Origin of the sequence: Brachybacterium tyrofermentans, from assembly GCF_039526165.1 — a bacterium.
Lineage (GTDB): Bacteria > Actinomycetota > Actinomycetes > Actinomycetales > Dermabacteraceae > Brachybacterium > Brachybacterium tyrofermentans.
This window is the reverse complement of record NZ_BAAAIR010000038.1, coordinates 115,411-135,896: the sequence shown is the minus strand read 5'-3', so window position 1 is coordinate 135,896 and position 20,486 is coordinate 115,411. Positions and strand designations below refer to the sequence as shown.

Genomic DNA, 20,486 nt, shown 5'->3' with positions numbered 1-20,486 from the left:
CGTTTTTCGTCGGACCGCTGTCCCGCTGCCCCGTCGTAGGGTGGCTCCATGGACCGGCGCACGCTCAGCAGCCTCGCTGTGGGACTGGGCGGCGTCGTCGTGGTCGCCGTGGTGCTCGGACTCGAGGACCTGCGGGCGGGCGTGCTGACCGGGGTGGTCGCGGTGGTCGTGGTCCTCGGACTGACCTTCTGGTCCGCTCGGCGCGGCCGCCACACACCATGGCCCCGGGCCGCGGAGGACCTCGCCGCGGGATGCGCGGTGGTGCTGTGGAAGCCGGGGTGCGTCTACTGTGAGCGGCTGCTGCTGCAGATCCGCTCGGACCCTCGCGTGACCTGGGTGAACGTGTGGCGGGACGAGCAGGCCAACGCCCAGGTGCGGGCCGTGAACGGCGGCGACGAGCTCACGCCCACCGTGCTGCTCGGCGAGGACGTGCTGCGCAATCCGTCCGCTCACGAGCTGCGCGCGGCCCTGAATGCGGCTGCAGCCGTGGAGCGCCCCGGGCGGCGGTGAGAAGGCTCCTGCCTCGAAGCCCGTCGCCGCGCCCACCTGTAGGGCTACGCTCGAGGGGACTGGCCCGTGCCGGGTGCCGCCCGGCTGACTCATCTCCAGGAGGTCCCCGATGCCCCGCATGTCCTTCGCCCAGCTCCTCGTCACCCAGCTCCGTGACCTCGGTGTCGAACGGATCTACGGGGTGGTCGGCGATTCCCTGAACCCCGTCGTCGACGCCGTGCGCACCACCGAAGGCATCGAGTGGGTGCATGTGCGCAATGAGGAGGCCGGGGCCTTCGCCGCCGGCGCCGAGGCTCGGCTCACCGGGAAGCTCGCCGTGTGCGCGGGCTCCTGCGGCCCTGGCAACACCCACATGATCCAGGGCCTGTACGACGCGCACCGCGATGGGGCTCCGGTGCTCGCCATCGCCTCCCACATCCCCTCGGCCAAGATCGGCACCGGCTTCTTCCAGGAGACCCACCCCGAGATCCTGTTCCAGGAGTGCTCCCACTTCTGCGAGATGGTCAACTCCGGAGCCCATGGCACCACCATGCTCCACATCGCCGTGCAGACCGCGATCGCCAAGAGCGGCGTCTCCGTGCTCGTGCTGCCGGGCGACGTCGCCGACGAGGAGGTCGACGGCCCGCTCACCAAGGACCTCGCCACCGACCTCGGCCGCGTCCAGCCCGCAGCGGCCCCCGTCGGCCGGCTCGCCGAGCTGATCGACGCGGCCGAGAGCGTCACCCTGTTCACGGGGGCCGGGGTGCGCGATGCGCGCGAGGAGGTGCTCGAGCTCGCCGAGCGGGCCAAGGCGCCGATCGGGCACGCCTTCGGCGGCAAGGAGTTCATGCAGTACGACAACCCGTACGACGTGGGCATGAGCGGCCTGCTCGGCTACGGCGCCTGCTACGACGCGATGCACGAGGCCGATCTGGTGATCCTGCTGGGCACCGACTTCCCGTACAGCGAGTTCCTGCCCGGGCCCGACGGGAAGAACCCCCCGAAGATCGTGCAGATCGATGCCGAGGCGTCCCGGCTGGGCCGGCGGGTGCCGCTGGACCTCGCGATCCACGGCGACGTGGCGCTCACCCTGCAGGCCGTGCTGCCCCTGCTGACCAGCACCAAGAGCCACCGCTTCCTGCACAGGATGCTCAAGGCGCACCACAAGGCGCTCACCGGCGTGGTCTCCGCCTACACGAAGAACGTGGAGCGCATGAAGCCCATCCATCCCGAGTTCGTGGCCGCGACGCTGGATTCCCTGGCCGATGACGACGCCGTGTTCACCGTGGACACGGGCATGTGCAACGTGTGGGGCGCCCGCTACATCACCCCCAACGGGAGGCGCCGCCTGTTCGGCTCCTGGCACCACGGCACCATGGCCAACGCCCTCCCGCAGGCCATCGGTGCCTCGAAGGCGTTCCCGCAGCGCCAGGTGATCTCGATGAGCGGCGACGGCGGCCTCGGCATGCTGATGGGCGAGCTGCTGACCGTGAAGCTGCACGACCTGAATACCAAGATCGTCGTCTTCAACAACTCCAGCCTCGGCATGGTCAAGCTCGAGATGCTCGTGGAGGGCCTGCCGGACTACGGCACCGACCACGAGCAGGTGGACTTCGCGGCGATCGCGAAGGGCGTGGGCATCGGCTCCGTGCGCATCACCGACCCCAAGAAGCTCAGGAAGCAGCTGGCCGACGCCCTCGCCACCCCGGGCCCGATGCTGATCGACGTGGTCACCGACCCCGACGCGCTCTCGATGCCCCCGAAGATCACCGCCCAGCAGATCCGCGGCTTCGCCCAGGCGTCGACGAAGATCGTGCTCGGCGGCGGCGTGGGCAAGATGCTGGACATGGCGGCGACGAACCTCCGCAACATGCCCCGGTGAGGCTGCCCCGGTTATGGGCTCATGCTGTGGAATGCTGGACGCTCGGGGTCGTTCGTCCACGAAAGGGTGCCGCACCATGGCGTTGATCCATCCGCGCAGCCTGGAGCGCTGGCAGGAGTGGAGGTCCACCCGGCGGCGTGCCCCGGGGGTCCATGAGGAGGGTCGTCGGGCTCTGCGCCTGTTGCGCCCGCTGGCGGCTCAGAGCGGGTACGTCCTGCACACCCGTGACGGTGAGGCCGACGCGACCGGTCGTGTGCTGCTCGGCGTCGATCTCCCCGCGGGCGCCACCCCGGAGGGCCTGGTCGCCGCCCTGCCCTATATGCATGGACCGGCGATGGTGCTGACGCGCGCCGGGACCGATCTGGACGAGGTCGCCGGCCCCGAGTGGCGGCATGAGTCCGTCCTGGACCCGGCCGTCGCGCTCGAGGGCGCCGGCATCACCTCCGTGATCACGCTGGGCTGGCACCTCGGCGTGGGCCATCTGGTCCACGAATGGGCCCTGGAGGCAGGCGTCCCGGCGGCGGTCGTCCAGGACGACGTGCTCACCCCCTACGCCGCCCCGCTGCCCCCGGAGACCGCGGCCGTGCTGGGGGGTGTTGAAGCTGTCTTGCGCGGGGCCGATGATCCCGAACACGCCTGACCGAAGAGCACGATGTGCATGGGTGAGGGCGTCGTCCTCGAAACGGATGTCATCGTTGATGATCGCCAGAAACTCCCCTTGTGCCTCACGTGCGCCGAGGTTCCACGCCGGGTTCACGAAGATGTTCCCGCCCTGGTCCAGGACGCGCACTCTGGGAGAGTCCCAGGAGAGCGGCTCGACCGCATTGTTGATCACCAGCACTTCGAGCACGAGAGGGTGACGGGTGCACTGGTCGACGATGGAGTGCAGGTCGTCCGAGCGCTGCAACGTCGGGATGACGACGGAGAAAAGCCGGGGGCTGTCCATGTCCGTGATCCTATGGTCGAGACGCGGGTGGCCGAGCCCGGAGGCAGCACGGGGTCGCCGGTGGCCGGGGAGGGGACCCGCCGCCGCTTACCCGTGAGTAGCGGCTCAGCTCCTGAACATATGCCCAAGTCGTGACCCTGCGCGCAGGACAATCCGGGCAAACGTCTGCGACGCTCGCCTACGATGACAGGGACCCCCTCCTGCGTCGTGAACGGTGTGTGCTGGTGACGATCGAAGACTTCCTCAGGCTGCTCCTGCGCAACCTGTTCCTGCTCATTCTCGGCGTCGCGCTCGGCGCAGCTGCGGGCTTCGGGTTCTCCTTCAGCAAGCCTGAGGTGTACTCCGCCAGCGCGCTCGGGTACGTCTCCGCGAGTTCGCAGACCGACGAGGCCGGCAACCCGATCCAGCAGGCCAGCGGGAACATGCAGTTCCAGTACAGCAAGGCGCAGTCCTACCTGCCGCTGTTCAACACCCGTGCGGTGGGGCAGTCCATCGTGGATGATCTCGGGCTGCAGGCAAGCCCGGATGCCGTCGCCGGTTCCCTGCAGACGCAGCTGGACCCGAATGCCCCGATCATCACGGTGACCGCTTTTGCCGGCTCCGCCCAGGAGGCCTCCGACATCGCGAACGCCGCAGTCGAAGCCACCGCTGACGAGGCTCGCACGTTGGAGACCGGTGGCAACGAGGACGCCGCGGTCAGCGTGCAGCTGGCCACGTACCAGAACGCGGTGCTGCCGGGTGCGCCGGAGTCCCCGGATCGCCTCCGGTTCCTGGCCGCAGGGGCCGCTGCCGGTCTTCTGATCGCGCTCGCCGTGGCCTGGCTGCGTGACCGCAACGATTCGCGGATCCGTACGGCGGACGACATCGCCGAGGCAGTGGATCTTCCGCTGCTGGGCACCCTGCCGGACGTCAAGGAGCTGGGCCGAGCGAAGAACGGCACGCTGCCGGACCCCAAGACGTTCGGGGCCCGCGAGGCCATCCGCAAGCTCCGCACGAACCTGCGCTACGTCGATGTGGACGCACCTCCGCATTCGATCGTGGTCACCTCGAGCGCCCCCGGCGAGGGCAAGTCCATCGTGGCCGGCAACCTCGCCCGCGTGATGGCTCGCGCCGGGCAGCCCACCCTGCTGATCGATGCCGACCTGCGCCGCCCGATGGTGGCCGACCAGTTCGGGGTGGACGGTGCGGTGGGCCTGTCCCAGCTGCTCGCCGCCTCGGTGAGCCTCGAGGACGCGGTGCAGCCGTCCTCCACGCAGCTGCTGTCGCTGCTCCCGGCCGGGCAGGTGCCGCCGAACCCGTCCGAGCTGCTCGGTTCGCGCCGCATGAAGGAGCTCATCGAGGAGCTCTCCCGGTCCTACTTCGTGATCATCGATGCCCCGCCGGTGCTCGCCGTGACCGACGCTCAGCTGCTGGCCCGCCATGCCGACGGCGCGATCCTGGTCGCTGTGCCCGGGCAGACCCGCTCCTTCGGCCTGACCCGATCGGTCGAGGCGATCCGGGGGGTCAGTGCCAAGGTGTACGGCGTGGTCATGAACCGCGCCTCCAGCAGCCGTTTCACCCGCCTCGCCTATGGCGACGCCGAGTACGGGTACGCCTCCTATGGCAAGTACGGCTACGGAGCCGCCACCGGCTATGACACGGCGACAGTGGTGCCGGACAGCGACGACGAGGTGGACGTCGAACAGGCAGGCGGTCCTGCTGAGCCCCTCACCTCCGTCGGGGCGGCGCATGTGGTCACCGATTCCGGTTCCGACGCGAACCTCGAGGACACCGGCGAGCTGCGCAGCGCCCGAGGGCGTCGCGCAGCCCCGAACCGGGATGCGGAGTGAGCCTCGGGCAGCTCGGGGTCGTGATCCCCGTGCACGGAAGCATCCGGCCCGTGCTCCCGCTGCTCGAGTCCCTGCGCGGTGACCAGGCCCCGGCCGCGGACCGGCCCGCCCGAGTGATCGTCGTCGACGACGCCACGCCCGTGCCGGTGGCCGCTGATGATCTGCCCGTTGGCACCGAGCTGATCCGGCGAGAGACCAACGGCGGGTTCGGTGCCGCGGTCAACACCGGGCTCGCGGCGCTCGCCGAGACGGTCCTCGCCGACGAGCCCTTCGCCCACGAGGCCCCCGCCCATGGAGTCGAGAGGGGCCGCATCGAGCACGCCCTCGTGCTGAACTCCGACCTCGAGATCCCGCGCGGCTTCTGCCGCAGGCTCGTCGAGCACGCCCGGCCCTGGATGCCCGCCGTGGTGGGCTGTCGGAACGTCGGCGAGAGCGGCGGCTCCGGCTACGCGGCCCGCAGGTTCCCGACCATCGGGCATCAGGTGACCGAGTGGCTCGTGCCCTTGGCCTCCCAGCGACACCGTGATCTGCTGCATCGCGCCGTGGGGCACGACCTCGACGCCGAGCGTGGCACCGGCATGATCCCCGTGGACTGGGTCTCCGGCGCGGTGCTGCTGCTTCCGCTCGCCGAGGTGCGGGGCGCCGGTGGCTTCGACGAGGGCTACTTCATGTACACCGAGGAGGTCGACCTCCAGCTGCGTCTGCGCCGGGAGGGGATCCCGTCGCTGCTCGACGCCGATCTGGAGGTGCGCCACGTGGGTGGCGCCTCCTCCGGCGGCGAGGCCCGCCGCCGCGGCTGGCTGGTGGGCGCCAGGATGCGCTACGCCCGCAAGCACAGCAGCGTGCATCTGCTGCGGGCGGGGATGTCCCTGGCCACGGGCGTGAACCTGGTGTGGAATGCCGGCCGCCGGGCAGCCGGGCGGGACGTGCATCCCCTTGCCGTGGCCCGCGAGGAGCTGCACCTGATCCACCGGTCCGGGAGGGAGCTGCCGCGATGAGTGGCTCCCCTGAGCGCCTGCTGCTGATCTCCCCCTCCTTCCACGGCTATTGGAAGAGCATCGGGGACGCCCTGGCCCGCCGCGGCTACGAGGTGCACACCGCCCGCTACGACGCCTACGACACCGCTGGCGAGAAGCTGCGGCTGAAAGCCACGGTGGAGCTGCCCGAGCGTCTGCGCGTGCGCGGGGACCGACGCACCGCGGAGACGGCACGGCTCACCGACCGCGTGATCGCGATGCTGCGCGAGGTGCGACCGCACCGGGTGATCATCATCAAGGGCGACGGCCTGGATGCCCGCTTCTGGGACGCCCTCGGGGACATCCCGCGCATCCTCTGGCTCTACGACGACCTCCACCGCCATGACTACACCGACGCCTTCCTGCGCGAGATCGGCCCCGTGGTGGACTACGCCCGCTCGGAGACCGACATGCTGCGCGAGCGCGGTGTGGACGCCCACTTCGTGCCCAATGCGTTCGACCCCCATCGCGTGGAGCCCACCTCGACGCGCACAGGCGAGATCGTGTTCATCGGCTCCGGGTACCAGAACCGGTACGAGACCCTCGCCGAGCTCGGCGGACGGGGCCTTCCGGTGCACGCCTGGGGCCGGGACTTCTCCCGCCATCCGATGGATCGTGCCCGCACCTTCTCCTGGCGCCGCCCGCCGATCGCCGCGTCCCGCGAGGTGCCGCTCGAGCGTGCCTACCAGATCCATGCGGAGGGCGCCGCTGCGGTCGCGATCCATGGTCTGCAGAACGGTCACGCGATGCGCACCTTCGAGATCCCCGGCATGGGCGGCGTGCAGCTCGTGGATCGCGACGACGTGGACCAGTTCTACGACGTGGGCACCGAAGTCGCCGTCTGGCACGACCTCGACGAGCTTGAGGAGCTCTCCCGTCGTGCCCTCTCCGATCCCGTCTGGGCCGAGGGACTGCGTGCGGCAGGTCGCCGTCGCACCCTGGCCGAGCACACCTTCGATCATCGCCTCGAGGAGGTCGACTCGCTATGGCACTGATCCACCCGCGCAGTCTGGAGCGCTGGCAGGAATGGCAGAACTCGCGTCACCGGGCCCGGCAGATCAAGCACACCGTCACGGGCGTATTCCGGCGCCGCGGTGATGAGGCCGCGTCCTCGGCGCCCGGTTTCGTGCTGCACTCGCGCGAGGGGGACGCGGGCCCTCGCCTGCTGATCGGCCTGGACTCCACCTCGCCGACCTCCCGCGCGAGCCTGCTCACCGCACTGCCGTACGTGCGCAGGGGCGTCGACGTGCTCGCCCCCGCCGGCGTGGACCTTCCCGAGCTGTCCGGGTCGGACTGGACCCATCAGAACGTCGCGATTCCGCAGGCGGTGCTCCGAGGCCTGGGCATCGGCTCCGTGATCACGCTGGGATGGCATCTCGAGGTGGGCCGGATCGTGCACGAGTGGGCGCTCGCCGAGGAGATCAGCGGCGCCGTCGTGCAGCACGGCGCTCTCACCCCCTTCGCGCCGCCGCTGCCGCCGCGGATCACCCTGCTCGCGTGGAGCGACGCCGACGCGGAGTTCTACCGCTCCGGCCGGCAGGACATCGAGACCCGCGCGGTCGGCTCTCAGCTGCTGTGGCAGGCCGCCCACGAGTCGGAGGACACCCCTGCGGATCTCGAGGAGCGACCGGTGTTCCTCGGCCAGATGCACGGCGCGGAGCTGTCACGGCGGATCACCGCGGGCGCCGCGACCACCTTCTGCCGCGCGGAGAACGCCCTGTACCGCCCGCATCCCGCGGAGACCGACGCGCTCTCCCGCGTCGCCCACTCCGTGATGGCGCGGCGCGGCATCGAGTTCCAGGACTCCGCGATCCCGCTGCACGAGCTGCGCGGCCCGGTCGTCGGCGTCTTCTCCACCGGTGTGCTGGAGGCGGCCGTGCGCGGCCTGCCCGCCTGGGTGTACGGCCCACGCACCCCCACCTGGGTGCACGAGTTCTGGGACCGCTACGGGATGCGCACCTGGGGAGGGGATCCGACACCCGCTCCCGTGCAGCCGGCCGACGAGCCCTCACGGCTGATCGCCCAGATCCTCGAGGGCGCGGGATGACCGCGCTCGCCGTGATCCCTGCGAGAGGCGGCTCCAAGGGCATCCCTCGCAAGAACCTGCTTCCCGTCGGCGGGAAGCCGCTGATCGCCTGGACGATCGCACAGGCCCTCGAAGCGCGCGGCGACGGGGACGTGATCGTCGCCGTCTCCACGGAGGACGCGGAGATCGCCGCCGTGGCCCGTGAGCACGGGGCCAGCGTGATCGAGCGTCCTGCCGAGCTCGCCACCGACACCGCGCCCACCGAGCCGACGGTCCTGCACGCCATGGACGTGGTCGAGGCCGACGGGACGGAGCTCGATGCGGTGGTGCTGCTGCAGGCCACCTCTCCGGTGCGCCGCCCGGACACGATCCGTCGGGCGATCGCCCAGTTCCGCAGCACCGGGGTGGATTCGCTGGTGGGCGTGGTGCCTGAGTCGCCGTTCTTCTGGAGGCTCCCCACCGCCCCCGGGCAGAACGCACAGGCGGCGTACGACGTGACCGCTCGGCCGCGCCGCCAGGAGCTCACCGCCCAGCAGATGCACTACTTCGAGAACGGGAGCCTGTACGTGACGGCTCCGCACATCTATCGCACACGGCACAACCGCATCGGCGGCCGCACGGACCTGTTCGTGCTCGACGAGGTGGAGGGCGTGGACATCGACACGCTCACCGACGTCGCCGCCGCCGAGAGCATGCTGACCCGACTTGGTTGGAGGACCTCGTGATCCTGGATCGCCACACCGCACCGTTCGCGGTCGACGTGCAGGCCACCGTGCTGGAAGCGCTGCGCCGCATCAGCGAGAACCAGGCCCGCGTGGCCTTCCTCGTGGACGAGCACGGCACCGTGCGCGGCACCTTGAGCGACGGCGACGTGCGCCGTTGGCTGGTCGCCCAGCCCTCCCCGGATCTCGGCGCGCTCGCGCTCGACGCCGCGAACACGGACTTCGTCTCGGTCGCCGAGGGGACCCCGGTCGCGGAGATCGCCGAGCTGTTCGGTCGCGGCATCGACCGGATCCCGGTGGTGGACGACCGCGGCCGCCTGGTGGCCGTGGCGACCCCCGGCGCCCGCACCCTCACGATCGGGTCGCGCACCGTGGGCGAGGGCAGCCCGTCACTGATCATCGGCGAGATCGGCAACAACCATCAGGGCGATGTGGACCTCGCCAAGCGCCTCGTGGACGAGTGCGTGAGCGCCGGGGTGGACACCGTGAAGTTCCAGCTGCGGGACATGGCCGCGCTGTACCGCTCCGGCAGCTCCGCGAGCGCGGGGGAGGACCTCGGCGCCCAGTACACGATGAACCTCCTGGCCAAGTACTCGCTGTCGGTCGAGGACATGTACCGCGTGTTCGATCACTGCGCGGCGCGCGAGGTGAACGTGATCTGCACGCCGTGGGACCTTCCCTCGGCCGATGCGCTGAACAGCTACGGGATGCCCGGCTACAAGATCGCCTCGGCGGATCTCACCCATCACGACCTGCTGACCCGGGTGGCCGGGTTCGGCGCGCCGATGATCGTCTCCACCGGCATGAGCACCGAGCAGGAGATCACCGGCGCCGTGGACGTGCTGCGCAGCCAGGGTGCTCCCTTCGCGCTGCTGCAGACGCAGTCCACCTATCCCGCGCCCTACAAGGACGTGAACCTGCGGTACATGGACCGGCTCGCCGAGCTCGGCGACTGCCTGGTGGGCTACTCCGGCCACGAGCGCGGCTGGCACGTGCCGGTCGCGGCGGTGGCCCGCGGCGCGCGCATCATCGAGAAGCACGTGACGCTCGACAAGACCCTCGAGGGGAACGACCACAAGGTGTCGCTGCTGCCCGAGGAGCTCAGCGCCATGGTGCGGCAGATCCGTGAGGTCGAGGAGGCCCTCGGGAGCGATCGTCCGCGCGAGCTGTCCACCGGGGAGCTCATGAACCGCGTCAATCTCGCGAAGTCCCTCGTGGCCACTCGCGATCTGCGTTCCGGGGAGACGGTGACCGCGGCGGACGTCGAGGTCAAGAGCCCGGGCCGCGGCCTGCAGCCCCACCAGCGCGATGCCCTTCTCGGGGTCACCCTGCATCGCGACGTGCCCAGCGGAGACTTCTTCTACGCCGGGGACCTCGCCGGACGCCCCCAGGCCCGCAGCGACTACAGCTTCCATCGCCCCTGGGGGCTGCCGGTGCGGTTCCATGACTTCCGGGCGCTGCTGGAGGTCTCCGAGCCGGACTTCCTCGAGTTCCATCAGAGCGCGAAGGACATGGAGCTCGATCTGGGCCAGTTCTTCGACTCCGGTGAGAAGCTCGACCAGTTCTTCACCGTGCACGCCCCGGACCTCTATCCCGGGGATTTCCTCATCGACCTCGCCTCCCCGGACGAGGAGATCTGGGAGCGCTCGATCCGTGAGGTGCAGCGCGTGGTGGACCTTACCCGCGACCTGCGCAAGCACTTCACCTGCGACGAGGACCCGATCGTCATCATCACCATGGGCGGCTTCCTGCCGGACCGGCACCTGCGGCCCGAGGAGCGCTACCCGCTGTACGAGCGGGTGCAGCAGGGCTTGGAGCGCGTGGACGAGGAGGGCGTGCGCCTGACCGCGCAGACCCTGCCGCCGTTCCCGTGGCTGATGGGCGGCCAGCAGTTCCACAACCTGTTCGTGGAGCCCGAGGACACGGTGTGGTTCTGCGAGACCTACGACCGCCGGCTCACCCTCGACGTCTCCCACTCCAAGCTCGCCGCGAACTTCTACCAGCGCCCCTTCAGCGAGTATCTCGAGGCGATGGGCTCGCACACCGAGCACCTGCACATCGTGGACTCCGTGGGTGTGGACGGCGAGGGCGTGCAGGTGGGGGAGGGAGAGGTCGACTTCAAGGACCTCGCCGAGCGCATGGACCGCCTCGCACCGACCGCTCCGTTCATCCCCGAGATCTGGATGGGCCACGTCAACAACGGCGAAGGGTTCTTCACGGCCCTGGATCGGCTGCGGGAATGGTTCTGACAGGGGCCGACGCGGCGGAGCGGGCGCTGCCGCGGCTCGTGCTGTGGTGCGTCCCCGTCGCCGACCTCGGCGGCGTGGCACGCCACGTTCTCGACGCGCTGCGTCACGGAATAACCGGGTGGCGCATCGTCGTGCTCTGCCCGGAGGGGGCGCTCGCCGAGCAGTTGCGAGCGCAGGGTGCACCAGTACTCACGGGCCCGGTCTCCCCGACCGACGGTGCGGCAGCGGCGACGCGGGCGATACGGCGCACGCTCAAGCGCCTGCGACCGGACGTGCTGCACACCCACCTCGCCTTCGCAGACCTCGCCGGGATCGCAGCGGTGACCGGACTGCGCTCCGGGGCAGGGCGTCGCATCCGTGTGGTCTCCACCGAGCACGGGATCTCCGGGGTGCGCGGGTACTACCAGGCCGACGCTCTCCGAGCTCAGGTCAAAGCGGCTGCCCACCGCACTCGACTGCTGCGCACCGACCGCGTGATCGCCGTCAGCGCCTCCACCGCGCAGCAGGTCGCGGCGCAATGGGGGAGCGGGAGGAAGGTCACCGTGATCCGCAATGGGGTCGATGACGTGGACCCGGCGCAGCGCCCGACGACAGGGCTGCGCGTGCTGTCCCTGTCCCGCCTCGCACCGGAGAAGAGGATCGACCAGCTGGTGCGGGCGTTCGCTCTGGTCGCCGCCGAGCATCCCGCGGCCAGCCTGACGATCGCCGGCACCGGGCCGGAGGGCCACTCGCTGCGCCGGCTGGTGGCGAGCCTCGACCTGACCGGCCGTGTGGACTTCCCCGGCCACATCGACGCGGGGAGCGCGCTGCGCGGTCACGACGTGGTGGTGCAGCTGTCGGTGTGGGAGAACCTCTCGTACACCCTCCTCGACGCCGTGGCCCACCGGGTGGGCGTCGTCGCGACGGACGTGGGCGGGAACCGCGAGATCGTCCCGCAGCAGTGCCTGGTGCCGGCGGAGGACCTGCCTGCCGTGGCCCGCGCGATCACTGCGCAGGGCACCGAGGTGGCCGCACGTCCCCCTGCCTCAGGGCGCATGGACGTCGCCGGCATGTGCAGCGCCATCGCGAACGTCTACGGGGAGGTGACGGCGTGAGCGCACGCACCACGGACCGGACCGCGGATCCTGCCGCCGTCGCGACGGCGATGGGTGCGCGTGTGCGCACGGAGACCGCAGACGTGTTCTCTGCGATCGGGCGCTGGCGGATCCCCGAGCTGATCCTCTTCTTCGGTCTGATCTTCGAGGGAGCGCTGTTCGGTCTGCCTCTGCCGTTCAACCAGCTGGTGATGATGGCGATCATCGGGCTCGGTCTGACGCGCCGCCCGCAGGCCGACCTCGGCCGCCTCCAGCTCATCGTGCCGATCTTCGCGATCGCTCTGTTCTACATCGCGATGATCTCGATGTTCGCGGACCCGACCGACCTGGCCTCGGATTGGAAACGCCGTCTGATCAGGCTCACCCTGACCGCCGTACTGGTCCTGATCCTGGCCACCGGCCGCATCGACTTCCGTTCGGCGATCGCCGGCCTCGGCATCGGTATGCTCTTCAACGCCGTTGCCTTCTACGTGGGCCTGGCACCGGACAACTATGGTGGCGCCCTCTCCGGCTACTTCATGGACAAGAACGTGGCCGGCATGGCCTATGCGGTGTTCGGCGTCCTGATGCTGGCCGTGATCGACAAACGATGGCTGAAGGTCGTCCTGCTCCTCGCGTTCGCAGTCCTCGTCTGGAAGACCGGATCACGTACCTCGATCTCGGCGCTCAGTGCCGGAGTGCTCTGGGTCGTGCTCGCGCCGCGGCTGGCCGTCGTCGGGCGCTGGGCTCTCGGCCTGGCGGTCTATCTCGGCGTCAGACTGCTCGCCGAGGATTTCTCCCAGATCGGCATGTTCTCCGATCGTGATGGCTCAGATGCTCTGCGCAGTCGGATCGATGCGGCCTCGGAGATCAAGGTGGACGGTGCGGGGTTCTTCGGCTCCGGCCTCGGTGAGGCCTACATCGTTTTCCCGGATGCCCCGATGAAGGTGTGGTTCTTCCACAACTCCTACTGGAGTGCTTTGGTCGAGGGCGGGTGGCCCTGGCTCTTGCTGGTCCTCGGTATCACGGTCGTGTTCGCGCTGCGACCCTTCACGCGAGACCTCAACCGCCAGGAGATCGCGGTCCAAGCCGCCACGATCGCACTCCTGGTCTGTGCGTGGCGCCTCGGCGAGGTGCTCTTCACGATTCAGTGGGGGGTGGTGATCGCCTTCGCCATCTACTTGCGGGCGAGTCGAGCTGCTTCTTCCGACGACGACACTGAATCTACTGGCACACGCAGTGCGAGAAGTCCTGCATGAGCGCCCCGACGAGTGCGATCGCCACCAACAACGGCGACATCGGTGGCGGCGAGGTCATGCTGCTCAACATCGCTGGAGCACTCCGGGACCTTGGCCATGAAGTGATGGTCATCGGACCAGCCAGCCCGGGAGAGCTCGTCCGTCTAGCGCAGAAGAGCGGTTTTCAGACGACCACGCTTCGTGCCACGAATCGTCGTGAGTACATCGTCTCGCTCTGCCTCTGGAGGCTTCGACACCGACGCATCCCGCTATGGTGCAACGGTCTCGTCCCTTCCTTTGCGACGGCCGGGATAGGCCCCCGAATCGTTCATTTCCACATTCTGCCGGTGGGTCTGAACGCAGTTGCCGCACGGGTCGGCAAACTGGCGGCACGTCGAGTGCTCGTACCCTCACAATTCATGGCTGATCGGATTCCAGGGTCCAAGGTGCTCGTGAACTGGACCGAGGAGATCCCCTTCCGACCTCGAAGCATCAGTGTCGATCAGCCGTTGCGCATAGGGTTCCTCGGGCGCCTGACGCGCGACAAGGGCGTTGATGTTCTGGCCCGAGCCGTCCGCAGTATCATTCGAGAAACGGACCGAGACGTCCAGCTCATCCTGGCGGGTGAGAACAGGTTCGGGAGCGACGCGGACGATCGCGAGATCGTAGCGGCGCTGGCCCCTATAGCCGACCGTGTGATCGAACGTGGCTGGGTCGCGCGGGACATGTTCTTTGACGACATCGACCTGGCCGTCTTCCCCTCAGTCTGGGAAGAGCCTTTCGGGCTCGTCGCCGCAGAAGCGATGGCGGCAGGCGTCCCGTTCATCATCTCCGACTCCGGCGCACTTCCTGAAGTGGCAGGGTCTCGTCATCCATGGATCGCAGAACGTGGCGACAGCGAGGACTTGGCTCGGGTGCTCAGTGCGGCGGTGGATGATTTGTCGAGCTCCGAGAAGGTGGTCGCCGCGTCTCGGAGTAGGTGGGAACGGGAGTTTTCGCCTCGGGCCGGAAAGGTGGCTCTGGTCTCGCTCCTGTCCGGCATGGCCCATGAAACGCCGGAGAATCGCCGGAAGGGCGTGAAATCAGCATGAATGCACTCGATATATGCGTGGTGTCCGGAGGAGACGAGATTCGACTGAGGTCCTACGTGAATCATGCGATATATGCGCGAGAGCATGGGCTGGACTACCGTCTGGAGTGTGGTGTCGACACGGGGATCATGAACAAGTTCTTCTATAAGACGTCGATTATCCGACGGGTGTTAGGGCGATACGACTGGATTGCGTGGATCGATGATGATGCGTACTTCACGAATTTTGAGCGCGACACTATCGGGAGCTTGGTGGCCGCAGCGGAGGGGGACGGACTCTTTCTGGTCGTCGCCAACGGCCCTGAGGAGCCGAACGGATTCTGGTCCCGGATCAATACAGGAGTCGTCCTGCTCAGGAATGATGTGCGGAGCAGGCAGCTGCTGGATCTGATGCACCGTGCCTCGCTCGACGACGTGCGGGAGTGGTGGGATGACTCGCGCGACGGGCTCTTCACCGGGGGAGATCAGGACCAGATGTGGTGGGCGCTGCAGTACTCGGAACTCGTGAACGAGGCCCGAATCGTCGACCACCGGGAGCTCAACTCGCGCGGCCATTTCTATGACGACTCGCTGTCGGATGCCGCCGTGATGCACTTCTGCGGGCACCGTGACAAGCCGCTGGGAGTCGCACGTTTCGCGGATCGCTTCGGCGTCGGCCACGAATTGGTCCCTGAGGAGCTCCTCGACAAGTACAGCGTGCGAGTGCGCAGTCCGATGAGCCACCTGGAGCAGGGCATCCGTGCGTTTCGACAGGAACTCATCGGACGGCTCAAGCCGTATGTGAGACCGCTGGTCGTCCAAGCGCGAGTGCGTAAGTCTCGGAGAAGGAGAAGCGCCCGTGAGTGAGCCTTCACAGCGACCTGTCGCCAGCATCGTGATTCCGTCGTTCCGTGGAGCTGAGCGCCTGCCTCTGCTGCTTGACGCCCTGGCGGACCAGCAGCAGGGGACGCCGGAGTTCGAGGTGATCGTCGTGATCGACGGTGTGGACGACGGGTCTGTCGCGCTGCTCGCACGAGAGCGTCGCCTCACTCTCCGAACCATCCAGTTTCCCGAGAACCGGGGGCGGGTGGCCGCGCTCAATGCTGGCTTCGAGGCGGCCTGGGGGCAGGTGCTGATCCGGTGCGACGACGACCTGGTGCCACGTCCGGACTACGTCGCGGGTCATGTGACACGTCATGAGGGCGCACTCTGCGGTGTTGTCGGTCTCTATCTGAACGTCTATGAGAGCTCTCGCTATTCCGAGGTGTATGGGTATGACGCGGACGAACGATTTCGTCGGGACGCCTATGCCGGCAACCCGACACTCGGGTGGCGCTACTGGGCGGGGAACTGTTCCGTTACGCGGGAGACCTGGCAACGAATCGGCGGATACGACCCTCGGTACCAGCTGTACGGGTGGGAAGACATCGACTTCGGCTATCGACTGTTTCTCGCGGGCATCCCGGTGGTGCTCCTGGCTGAGCTCGAGACCCCGCACCGGGTCGCAGCCGTCACGACGCACATCCGGGCGAAGCGCGCGGCGCATTCTGCCGCAGCACGACGACTGTTCGAGGCAAAGTTCGACGACCATCCGCTCCCGCCAGCAGTTCCACCCTGGTCGGCGTGGAATGCTCTTGTGAGGGGCATGGCGATCACGCTCCGGCGTAATCCGGCCCGTGCTGGACATCTGGCAGATCGTGTCATTCCGGCACTGCCCAGGCCGTTGGCGAAGAAGATCGTCGCTCTGGTCGTCGAGAGTGCCGCGGTGGCCGGGTATCGGTACCCGCATCTTGCGATAGAAAGGTTCTGATGGCACCCCGCATCGCGATCGCTCATGACTACCTGACTCAGCGCGGCGGAGCCGAGAGGCTCGTCCTATCGATCTGCCGCGCCTTCCCGGACGCCGAGATCCACACCCTCTTCTACGAGCCCGACCAGACCTACCCCGAATACCGGGACAAGGTGATCCACACCAGCGGCCTGAACCGCATCGGGGCCTTTCGGAGGGATCCGCGCAAGGCGCTGCCGCTGCTCGCGGCCGCCGCCTCCCGGCAGCGGATCGATGCGGACGTCGTGATCGCCAGCTCGTCCGGATGGGCGCACGCTTTCCCCACGCAAGGGAAGAAAATCGTCTACTGCCACTCCCCGGCGCGGTGGTTGTACCTCCCGGAGGACTACCTGGGCGAGGCCGGACGCTTGGACCCGAAGCGACTCGCGCTCGCCGGTCTCACTCCGTTCCTCAAGCACTGGGATCGCCGCGCGGCAATGACCGCGCACCACTACCTGGGCAACTCCACGGTGGTGAGCAAGCGGATCCGCCGGGTGTACGGGATCGACGCCCCGACGTTGTTCCCGCCGTTCAGCCCGGATGTTGCAGAGGGCCCTCAGGAGTCGATCCCCGAACTCGCCGGCTGGGCGGGGGCAGACGGTTCCGAGGGTGGCCACTACCTCGTGGTCTCGCGTCTGCAGCCGTACAAGCACGTGGACCGGGTGATCGAGGCCTTCCGTGAGCTGCCGGACCGTCGCCTGCTGGTCATCGGCAAGGGACCGGAGAGGGAGCGCCTGCTCGCGAGCGCACCGAGCAATGTACGGCTCGTCGAGGGGCTGACCGATGCCCAGATGCGCTGGGCCTACGCCAACGCCGCGGCATTGATCGCCGCCAGCCATGAAGACTTCGGCCTCACGCCCCTCGAAGCAGGGGCGCACGGGGTGCCGACGCTCGCGCTCCGGGCCGGAGGCTATATGGATACGATCGAGGACCAGACCAACGGGGCGTTCTTCGAGGAGGCGACCGCGGAATCGATCCGGGCAGGGGTGGGCGTGATGGACGATCACGGGCCGTGGGACACGACGTCGGTCACGCACCGAGCCGGGCAGTTCTCCGAGGAGATATTCATCGCGGACCTGCACCAGATCGTCGGCCGCATCGCGGGGTCCCGGTGAGCGCACGCACGTCGGAGGGCGCTCTCACCACGTGGCAGCTGCTCCGGGACGTCCTCGACCGGCGCACCAAGGTGAAGCTGCTGATGGCTGCTGTGGTCTCCGGCATCCTCGCGCTGCTCGAAACGGCTGCGATCATCACCGTGCTGCCGCTCGTCAGCATCGCGACCGGAGCCCCGCTCGATGAGGGCGCGCTCGGCACCGTCTGGCGAGCGACCGGATCACTAGATCGCTCGACGTTCGGCCTCGCCCTCGTGCTCGCGGTCGTCCTGCTGTTCATCGTCAAGGACGTCTGCACGATGGCGTTCACCTGGTGGCAGACGGGTTTCGTGGCGCGGGAGCGCGTGCGGCTGTCCGTGCGCATCTTCCGCAACGTCATGCAATCGCCGTACGTCGAGTTCCGACGGCGCTCGACCGGGGAGACCTTCCGGACCATGACCGCTGCCGTGGGTCAGACGTTCAACGCGATGGTCAGCGGTCTCATCACCATGATCAGCGGTGGGCTCACGGTGATCGCGATCGTGATCGCGCTGCTGGTCGCCACGCCCGTCCAGGCTCTCCTGGCGCTGTTGTACTTCGTGGCAGCATCCCTCGCCTATCTGCGGATCGTGCGGCCCCGCATCGCTCGTGCCGGCGACCTGATGATGTCCGGTTCCGTCGAGTCGACGATCGCTGGGCTCCAGGGGCTCAATGGTTTCAAGGAGACGAAGATCCGGCATTCCGCGGAGCATTTCGTGCGTCGCTTCGAAGCCGGCATCACCGACACGGAGCAGGCGGCTCGCGAGGGGAACTTCTACAGCGGGATCACCAAGTATCTTCTCGAGATCCTGTTCATCCTCGGTATCGGAGCGTTGCTCGCAGTCAGCTTCTCGACCGGATCGGCGCAGTCGGCCGTGGGATCGCTGGCCCTGTTCGTGGCCGCCGGGTTCCGGCTGCTGCCCAACATCTCCATGCTCGTCGGGGCCGTCAACGGATTCCGGATGGGCCGGAAGTCGCTCGAGATCGTGCACGCGGAACTGCTGGATTCGGATACCGGCACCGCGACCGAACCCGAGGCAGAGGCTCTGCCCTTCAGGCACAATGTCCGACTGGAGGGACTGCACTTCCGGTACCCGGGGGCGGAGGAGGAGGTGCTGCGCGGGATCGACCTCGACATCCCGTTCGGCCGGTCGATCGCCCTGGTGGGCGGCTCCGGTGCCGGCAAGACGACGCTCGTGGACGTCGTGCTCGGCCTGCTTTCGCCGTCTGCCGGGCGCGTGCTGATCGATGGCACGGAGATGACGGGGAAAGAGCGCGCCTGGCAGGCGAATGTCTCGATGGTCGCCCAGGACGTCTTCCTCACCGAGGACTCCATCGTCCAGAACATCCTCATGGACCTCTCGCCGGACCAGGCGGACCAGGAGCGCCTGGGAAGAGCGATCGAACAGGCGCAGCTCACCGACGTCATCTCGGAGATGCCTGAAGGGCTGGGAACGAGCGCGGGCGAGTGGGGCGCCAGGCTCTCCGGTGGTCAGCGGCAGCGGGTGGGTATCGCCCGGGCGCTGTACCGGGAGCCCAAGCTGCTGGTCCTCGACGAGGCGACCTCCGCTCTGGACAACGAGACCGAACGGAAGATCACGGAGACCATCAGCGCCCTCAGCGGTGATGTGACCGTGATCGTCGTCGCGCACAGGCTCTCCACCGTGAAGAACGTCGACGAGATCGTCTATCTGCAGGACGGGACGGTCGCCGGCCGAGGCACCTTCGCCGAGCTGCAGCGCACCAACGAGGACTTCGCGCACCTGGTGCGATTGGGGGACCTCGGTGGGCGACCGGTAGCCACCGACGACACGATCCGCGAGGAGCCCCTCGGGCACGGGCTCGACGGGGACCCTGATGAGTGACGAGCCGGTCCTGCTGCTCGTCCAATCCGATCCCGTCGGCGTGGACGGCCGCACGCGCTGGTTCGACCGCAAGACGATCAGCGGCCTGAGGATGTTCGCGCTGGGGTGGCCCGGGCGGATCGTCGTCTCCGCTCCGTCGTCCTCCGGCGGTGGAACGGCCCTGGGCGAAGCGGTCCCGAGCGACGAGTTGGAGTTCGACCTGCTCCTGGACCGTGCGCCCTCGGACGCCGCGGCCCTGGTGGACCCGGCCGTCGTCCTGGCGCTGCACGCTCCGGCGAACTACGCGTTGAGCGCCTGGGACCCGACCAGAACGGTCTTCACGCTCGAGAACGGATTGCGTCAGCGGTTGCGCGTCGAACTGCTCCAGGCACGCTCGGCCCTGTCCCGCGCCCGGATCACGGCGGGCATCGTGCGCCGAGCCCCGGCCTTCCACCGGTCCATCCGTCGAGCGGCAGGGGTCCAGTGCAACGGCTACGCCTCCTGGTCGGCGCACCGGCACCTCAGCGGCTCCCCGATGCTCTTCTTCGATCACCGTGTCCCCGGGGAGGTGATCGCTGCTTCACGGGCCGTCGAGCCCTCCACGGAGGCGCCGATCCGTCTGGGGTTCTCCGGACGACACATCCCGATCAAGGGGCCGCATCACGCCGTACGGCTGGTCGCGGAACTGCGTGCTCGCGGCCTCGACGCCACGATGACGATGTACGGCGACGGCGCCCTCCGGCCGGAGATCGAGCGCGCCGCGGGACCCGGCGTCACCTTCGCCGGAGCCCTGCCTTTCGCGGAGGAATGGATCCCCTCGGTGCGGGAGAACGTCGACCTGATGGTGCTGCCCTATCCCCAGGCGGATCCGGCCGGCACCTACCTGGAGTCTTTCGCGCTGGGCGTTCCCGTGCTCGGATTCGCGCACGAGGCGTTCTCCCCGTTCGCTCGCGATCACGGAGCCGGCTGGGAGGTCCCGGTCGGCGACACGGCGGCCCTCGCCGATACCGTGCAGGAGCTGGGCGCGACTCCTCAGATGCTCACAGCGGCGGGCACGAAAGCGCTCGACTTCATGCGCTGCCACGCGTCGGAGGACGAGTTCGCCGCCCGGGTCGCCCACCTCCGGGACGTGGCGCAGGTCTGAG

At 68.5% G+C, this 20,486-nt stretch carries 16 protein-coding genes and 2 pseudogenes; 17 read left to right on the top strand and 1 reads right to left on the bottom strand.

What is annotated here, in order from left to right; genetic code table 11:
- The first annotated feature begins 48 nt into the window (after positions 1–48).
- From ABD093_RS10210 to ABD093_RS10200, 3 genes are all read left to right on the top strand, one after another.
- Positions 49–510: a glutaredoxin family protein gene (locus tag ABD093_RS10210; protein WP_343924240.1), complete on the top strand. Its 462-nt coding sequence runs from the start codon at positions 49–51 to the stop codon at positions 508–510.
- Positions 511–619: 109 nt separating this feature from the next.
- The gene (locus ABD093_RS10205) at positions 620–2,371 is read left to right on the top strand and encodes a pyruvate dehydrogenase (protein ID WP_343924238.1); all 1,752 of its coding nucleotides are present in this window, start codon (positions 620–622) and stop codon (positions 2,369–2,371) included.
- A gap of 76 nt (positions 2,372–2,447) precedes the next feature.
- Positions 2,448–3,011, top strand: a complete 564-nt coding sequence (locus tag ABD093_RS10200) for a hypothetical protein (RefSeq protein ID WP_343924236.1) — start codon at positions 2,448–2,450, stop codon at positions 3,009–3,011.
- Positions 3,012–3,026: 15 nt separating this feature from the next.
- Here the strand turns inward: ABD093_RS10200 and ABD093_RS19725 are convergent.
- Positions 3,027–3,317, bottom strand: a pseudogene (locus ABD093_RS19725) (glycosyltransferase family 2 protein); the annotation flags it as partial.
- A gap of 224 nt (positions 3,318–3,541) precedes the next feature.
- On the opposite strand from ABD093_RS19725, the gene ABD093_RS10195 reads away from it, so the two are divergent.
- From ABD093_RS10195 to ABD093_RS10130, 14 genes and pseudogenes are all read left to right on the top strand, one after another.
- The gene (locus ABD093_RS10195) at positions 3,542–5,146 is read left to right on the top strand and encodes a tyrosine-protein kinase domain-containing protein (protein ID WP_343924234.1); all 1,605 of its coding nucleotides are present in this window, start codon (positions 3,542–3,544) and stop codon (positions 5,144–5,146) included.
- Positions 5,143–5,325, top strand: a pseudogene (locus ABD093_RS19720) (glycosyltransferase family 2 protein); the annotation flags it as partial. The gene ABD093_RS10195 and the pseudogene ABD093_RS19720, both read left to right, overlap by 4 nt.
- Positions 5,326–6,140: 815 nt before the next feature.
- Entirely contained in the window at positions 6,141–7,157 is a 1,017-nt protein-coding gene (locus ABD093_RS10185) for a CgeB family protein (protein ID WP_096196829.1), read from the top strand.
- Positions 7,148–8,209: a hypothetical protein gene (locus ABD093_RS10180; RefSeq protein ID WP_096196830.1), complete on the top strand. Its 1,062-nt coding sequence runs from the start codon at positions 7,148–7,150 to the stop codon at positions 8,207–8,209. Before ABD093_RS10185 ends, ABD093_RS10180 begins: the two co-directional genes overlap by 10 nt.
- Positions 8,206–8,913 (top strand): acylneuraminate cytidylyltransferase family protein, encoded by a 708-nt coding sequence (locus ABD093_RS10175; RefSeq protein ID WP_114306137.1) that lies wholly within the window; start codon positions 8,206–8,208, stop codon positions 8,911–8,913. The genes ABD093_RS10180 and ABD093_RS10175 overlap by 4 nt, the downstream gene beginning before the upstream one ends.
- Positions 8,910–11,159 (top strand): N-acetylneuraminate synthase family protein, encoded by a 2,250-nt coding sequence (locus ABD093_RS10170; RefSeq protein ID WP_114306138.1) that lies wholly within the window; start codon positions 8,910–8,912, stop codon positions 11,157–11,159. The genes ABD093_RS10175 and ABD093_RS10170 overlap by 4 nt, the downstream gene beginning before the upstream one ends.
- Positions 11,150–12,253 (top strand): glycosyltransferase, encoded by a 1,104-nt coding sequence (locus ABD093_RS10165; RefSeq protein ID WP_114306139.1) that lies wholly within the window; start codon positions 11,150–11,152, stop codon positions 12,251–12,253. Before ABD093_RS10170 ends, ABD093_RS10165 begins: the two co-directional genes overlap by 10 nt.
- Positions 12,250–13,491, top strand: coding sequence for an ABC transporter permease (locus ABD093_RS10160; protein WP_343924229.1), 1,242 nt, complete (start codon positions 12,250–12,252; stop codon positions 13,489–13,491). The genes ABD093_RS10165 and ABD093_RS10160 overlap by 4 nt, the downstream gene beginning before the upstream one ends.
- Entirely contained in the window at positions 13,488–14,561 is a 1,074-nt protein-coding gene (locus tag ABD093_RS10155) for a glycosyltransferase family 4 protein (RefSeq protein WP_343924227.1), read from the top strand. Before ABD093_RS10160 ends, ABD093_RS10155 begins: the two co-directional genes overlap by 4 nt.
- Positions 14,558–15,406 (top strand): glycosyltransferase family protein, encoded by an 849-nt coding sequence (locus ABD093_RS10150; RefSeq protein ID WP_343924225.1) that lies wholly within the window; start codon positions 14,558–14,560, stop codon positions 15,404–15,406. Before ABD093_RS10155 ends, ABD093_RS10150 begins: the two co-directional genes overlap by 4 nt.
- On the top strand, positions 15,399–16,349 hold the full coding sequence (locus ABD093_RS10145; RefSeq protein ID WP_343924223.1) for a glycosyltransferase family 2 protein: 951 nt from the start codon (positions 15,399–15,401) through the stop codon (positions 16,347–16,349). The genes ABD093_RS10150 and ABD093_RS10145 overlap by 8 nt, the downstream gene beginning before the upstream one ends.
- A complete protein-coding gene (locus tag ABD093_RS10140; protein WP_343924221.1) occupies positions 16,349–17,482 on the top strand; it encodes a glycosyltransferase in 1,134 nt (377 codons plus the stop codon). The genes ABD093_RS10145 and ABD093_RS10140 overlap by 1 nt, the downstream gene beginning before the upstream one ends.
- A complete protein-coding gene (locus ABD093_RS10135; protein WP_343924219.1) occupies positions 17,479–19,362 on the top strand; it encodes an ABC transporter ATP-binding protein in 1,884 nt (627 codons plus the stop codon). The genes ABD093_RS10140 and ABD093_RS10135 overlap by 4 nt, the downstream gene beginning before the upstream one ends.
- A complete protein-coding gene (locus ABD093_RS10130) occupies positions 19,355–20,485 on the top strand; it encodes a glycosyltransferase (protein WP_343924217.1) in 1,131 nt (376 codons plus the stop codon). The genes ABD093_RS10135 and ABD093_RS10130 overlap by 8 nt, the downstream gene beginning before the upstream one ends.
- Position 20,486: the final 1 nt, after the last annotated feature.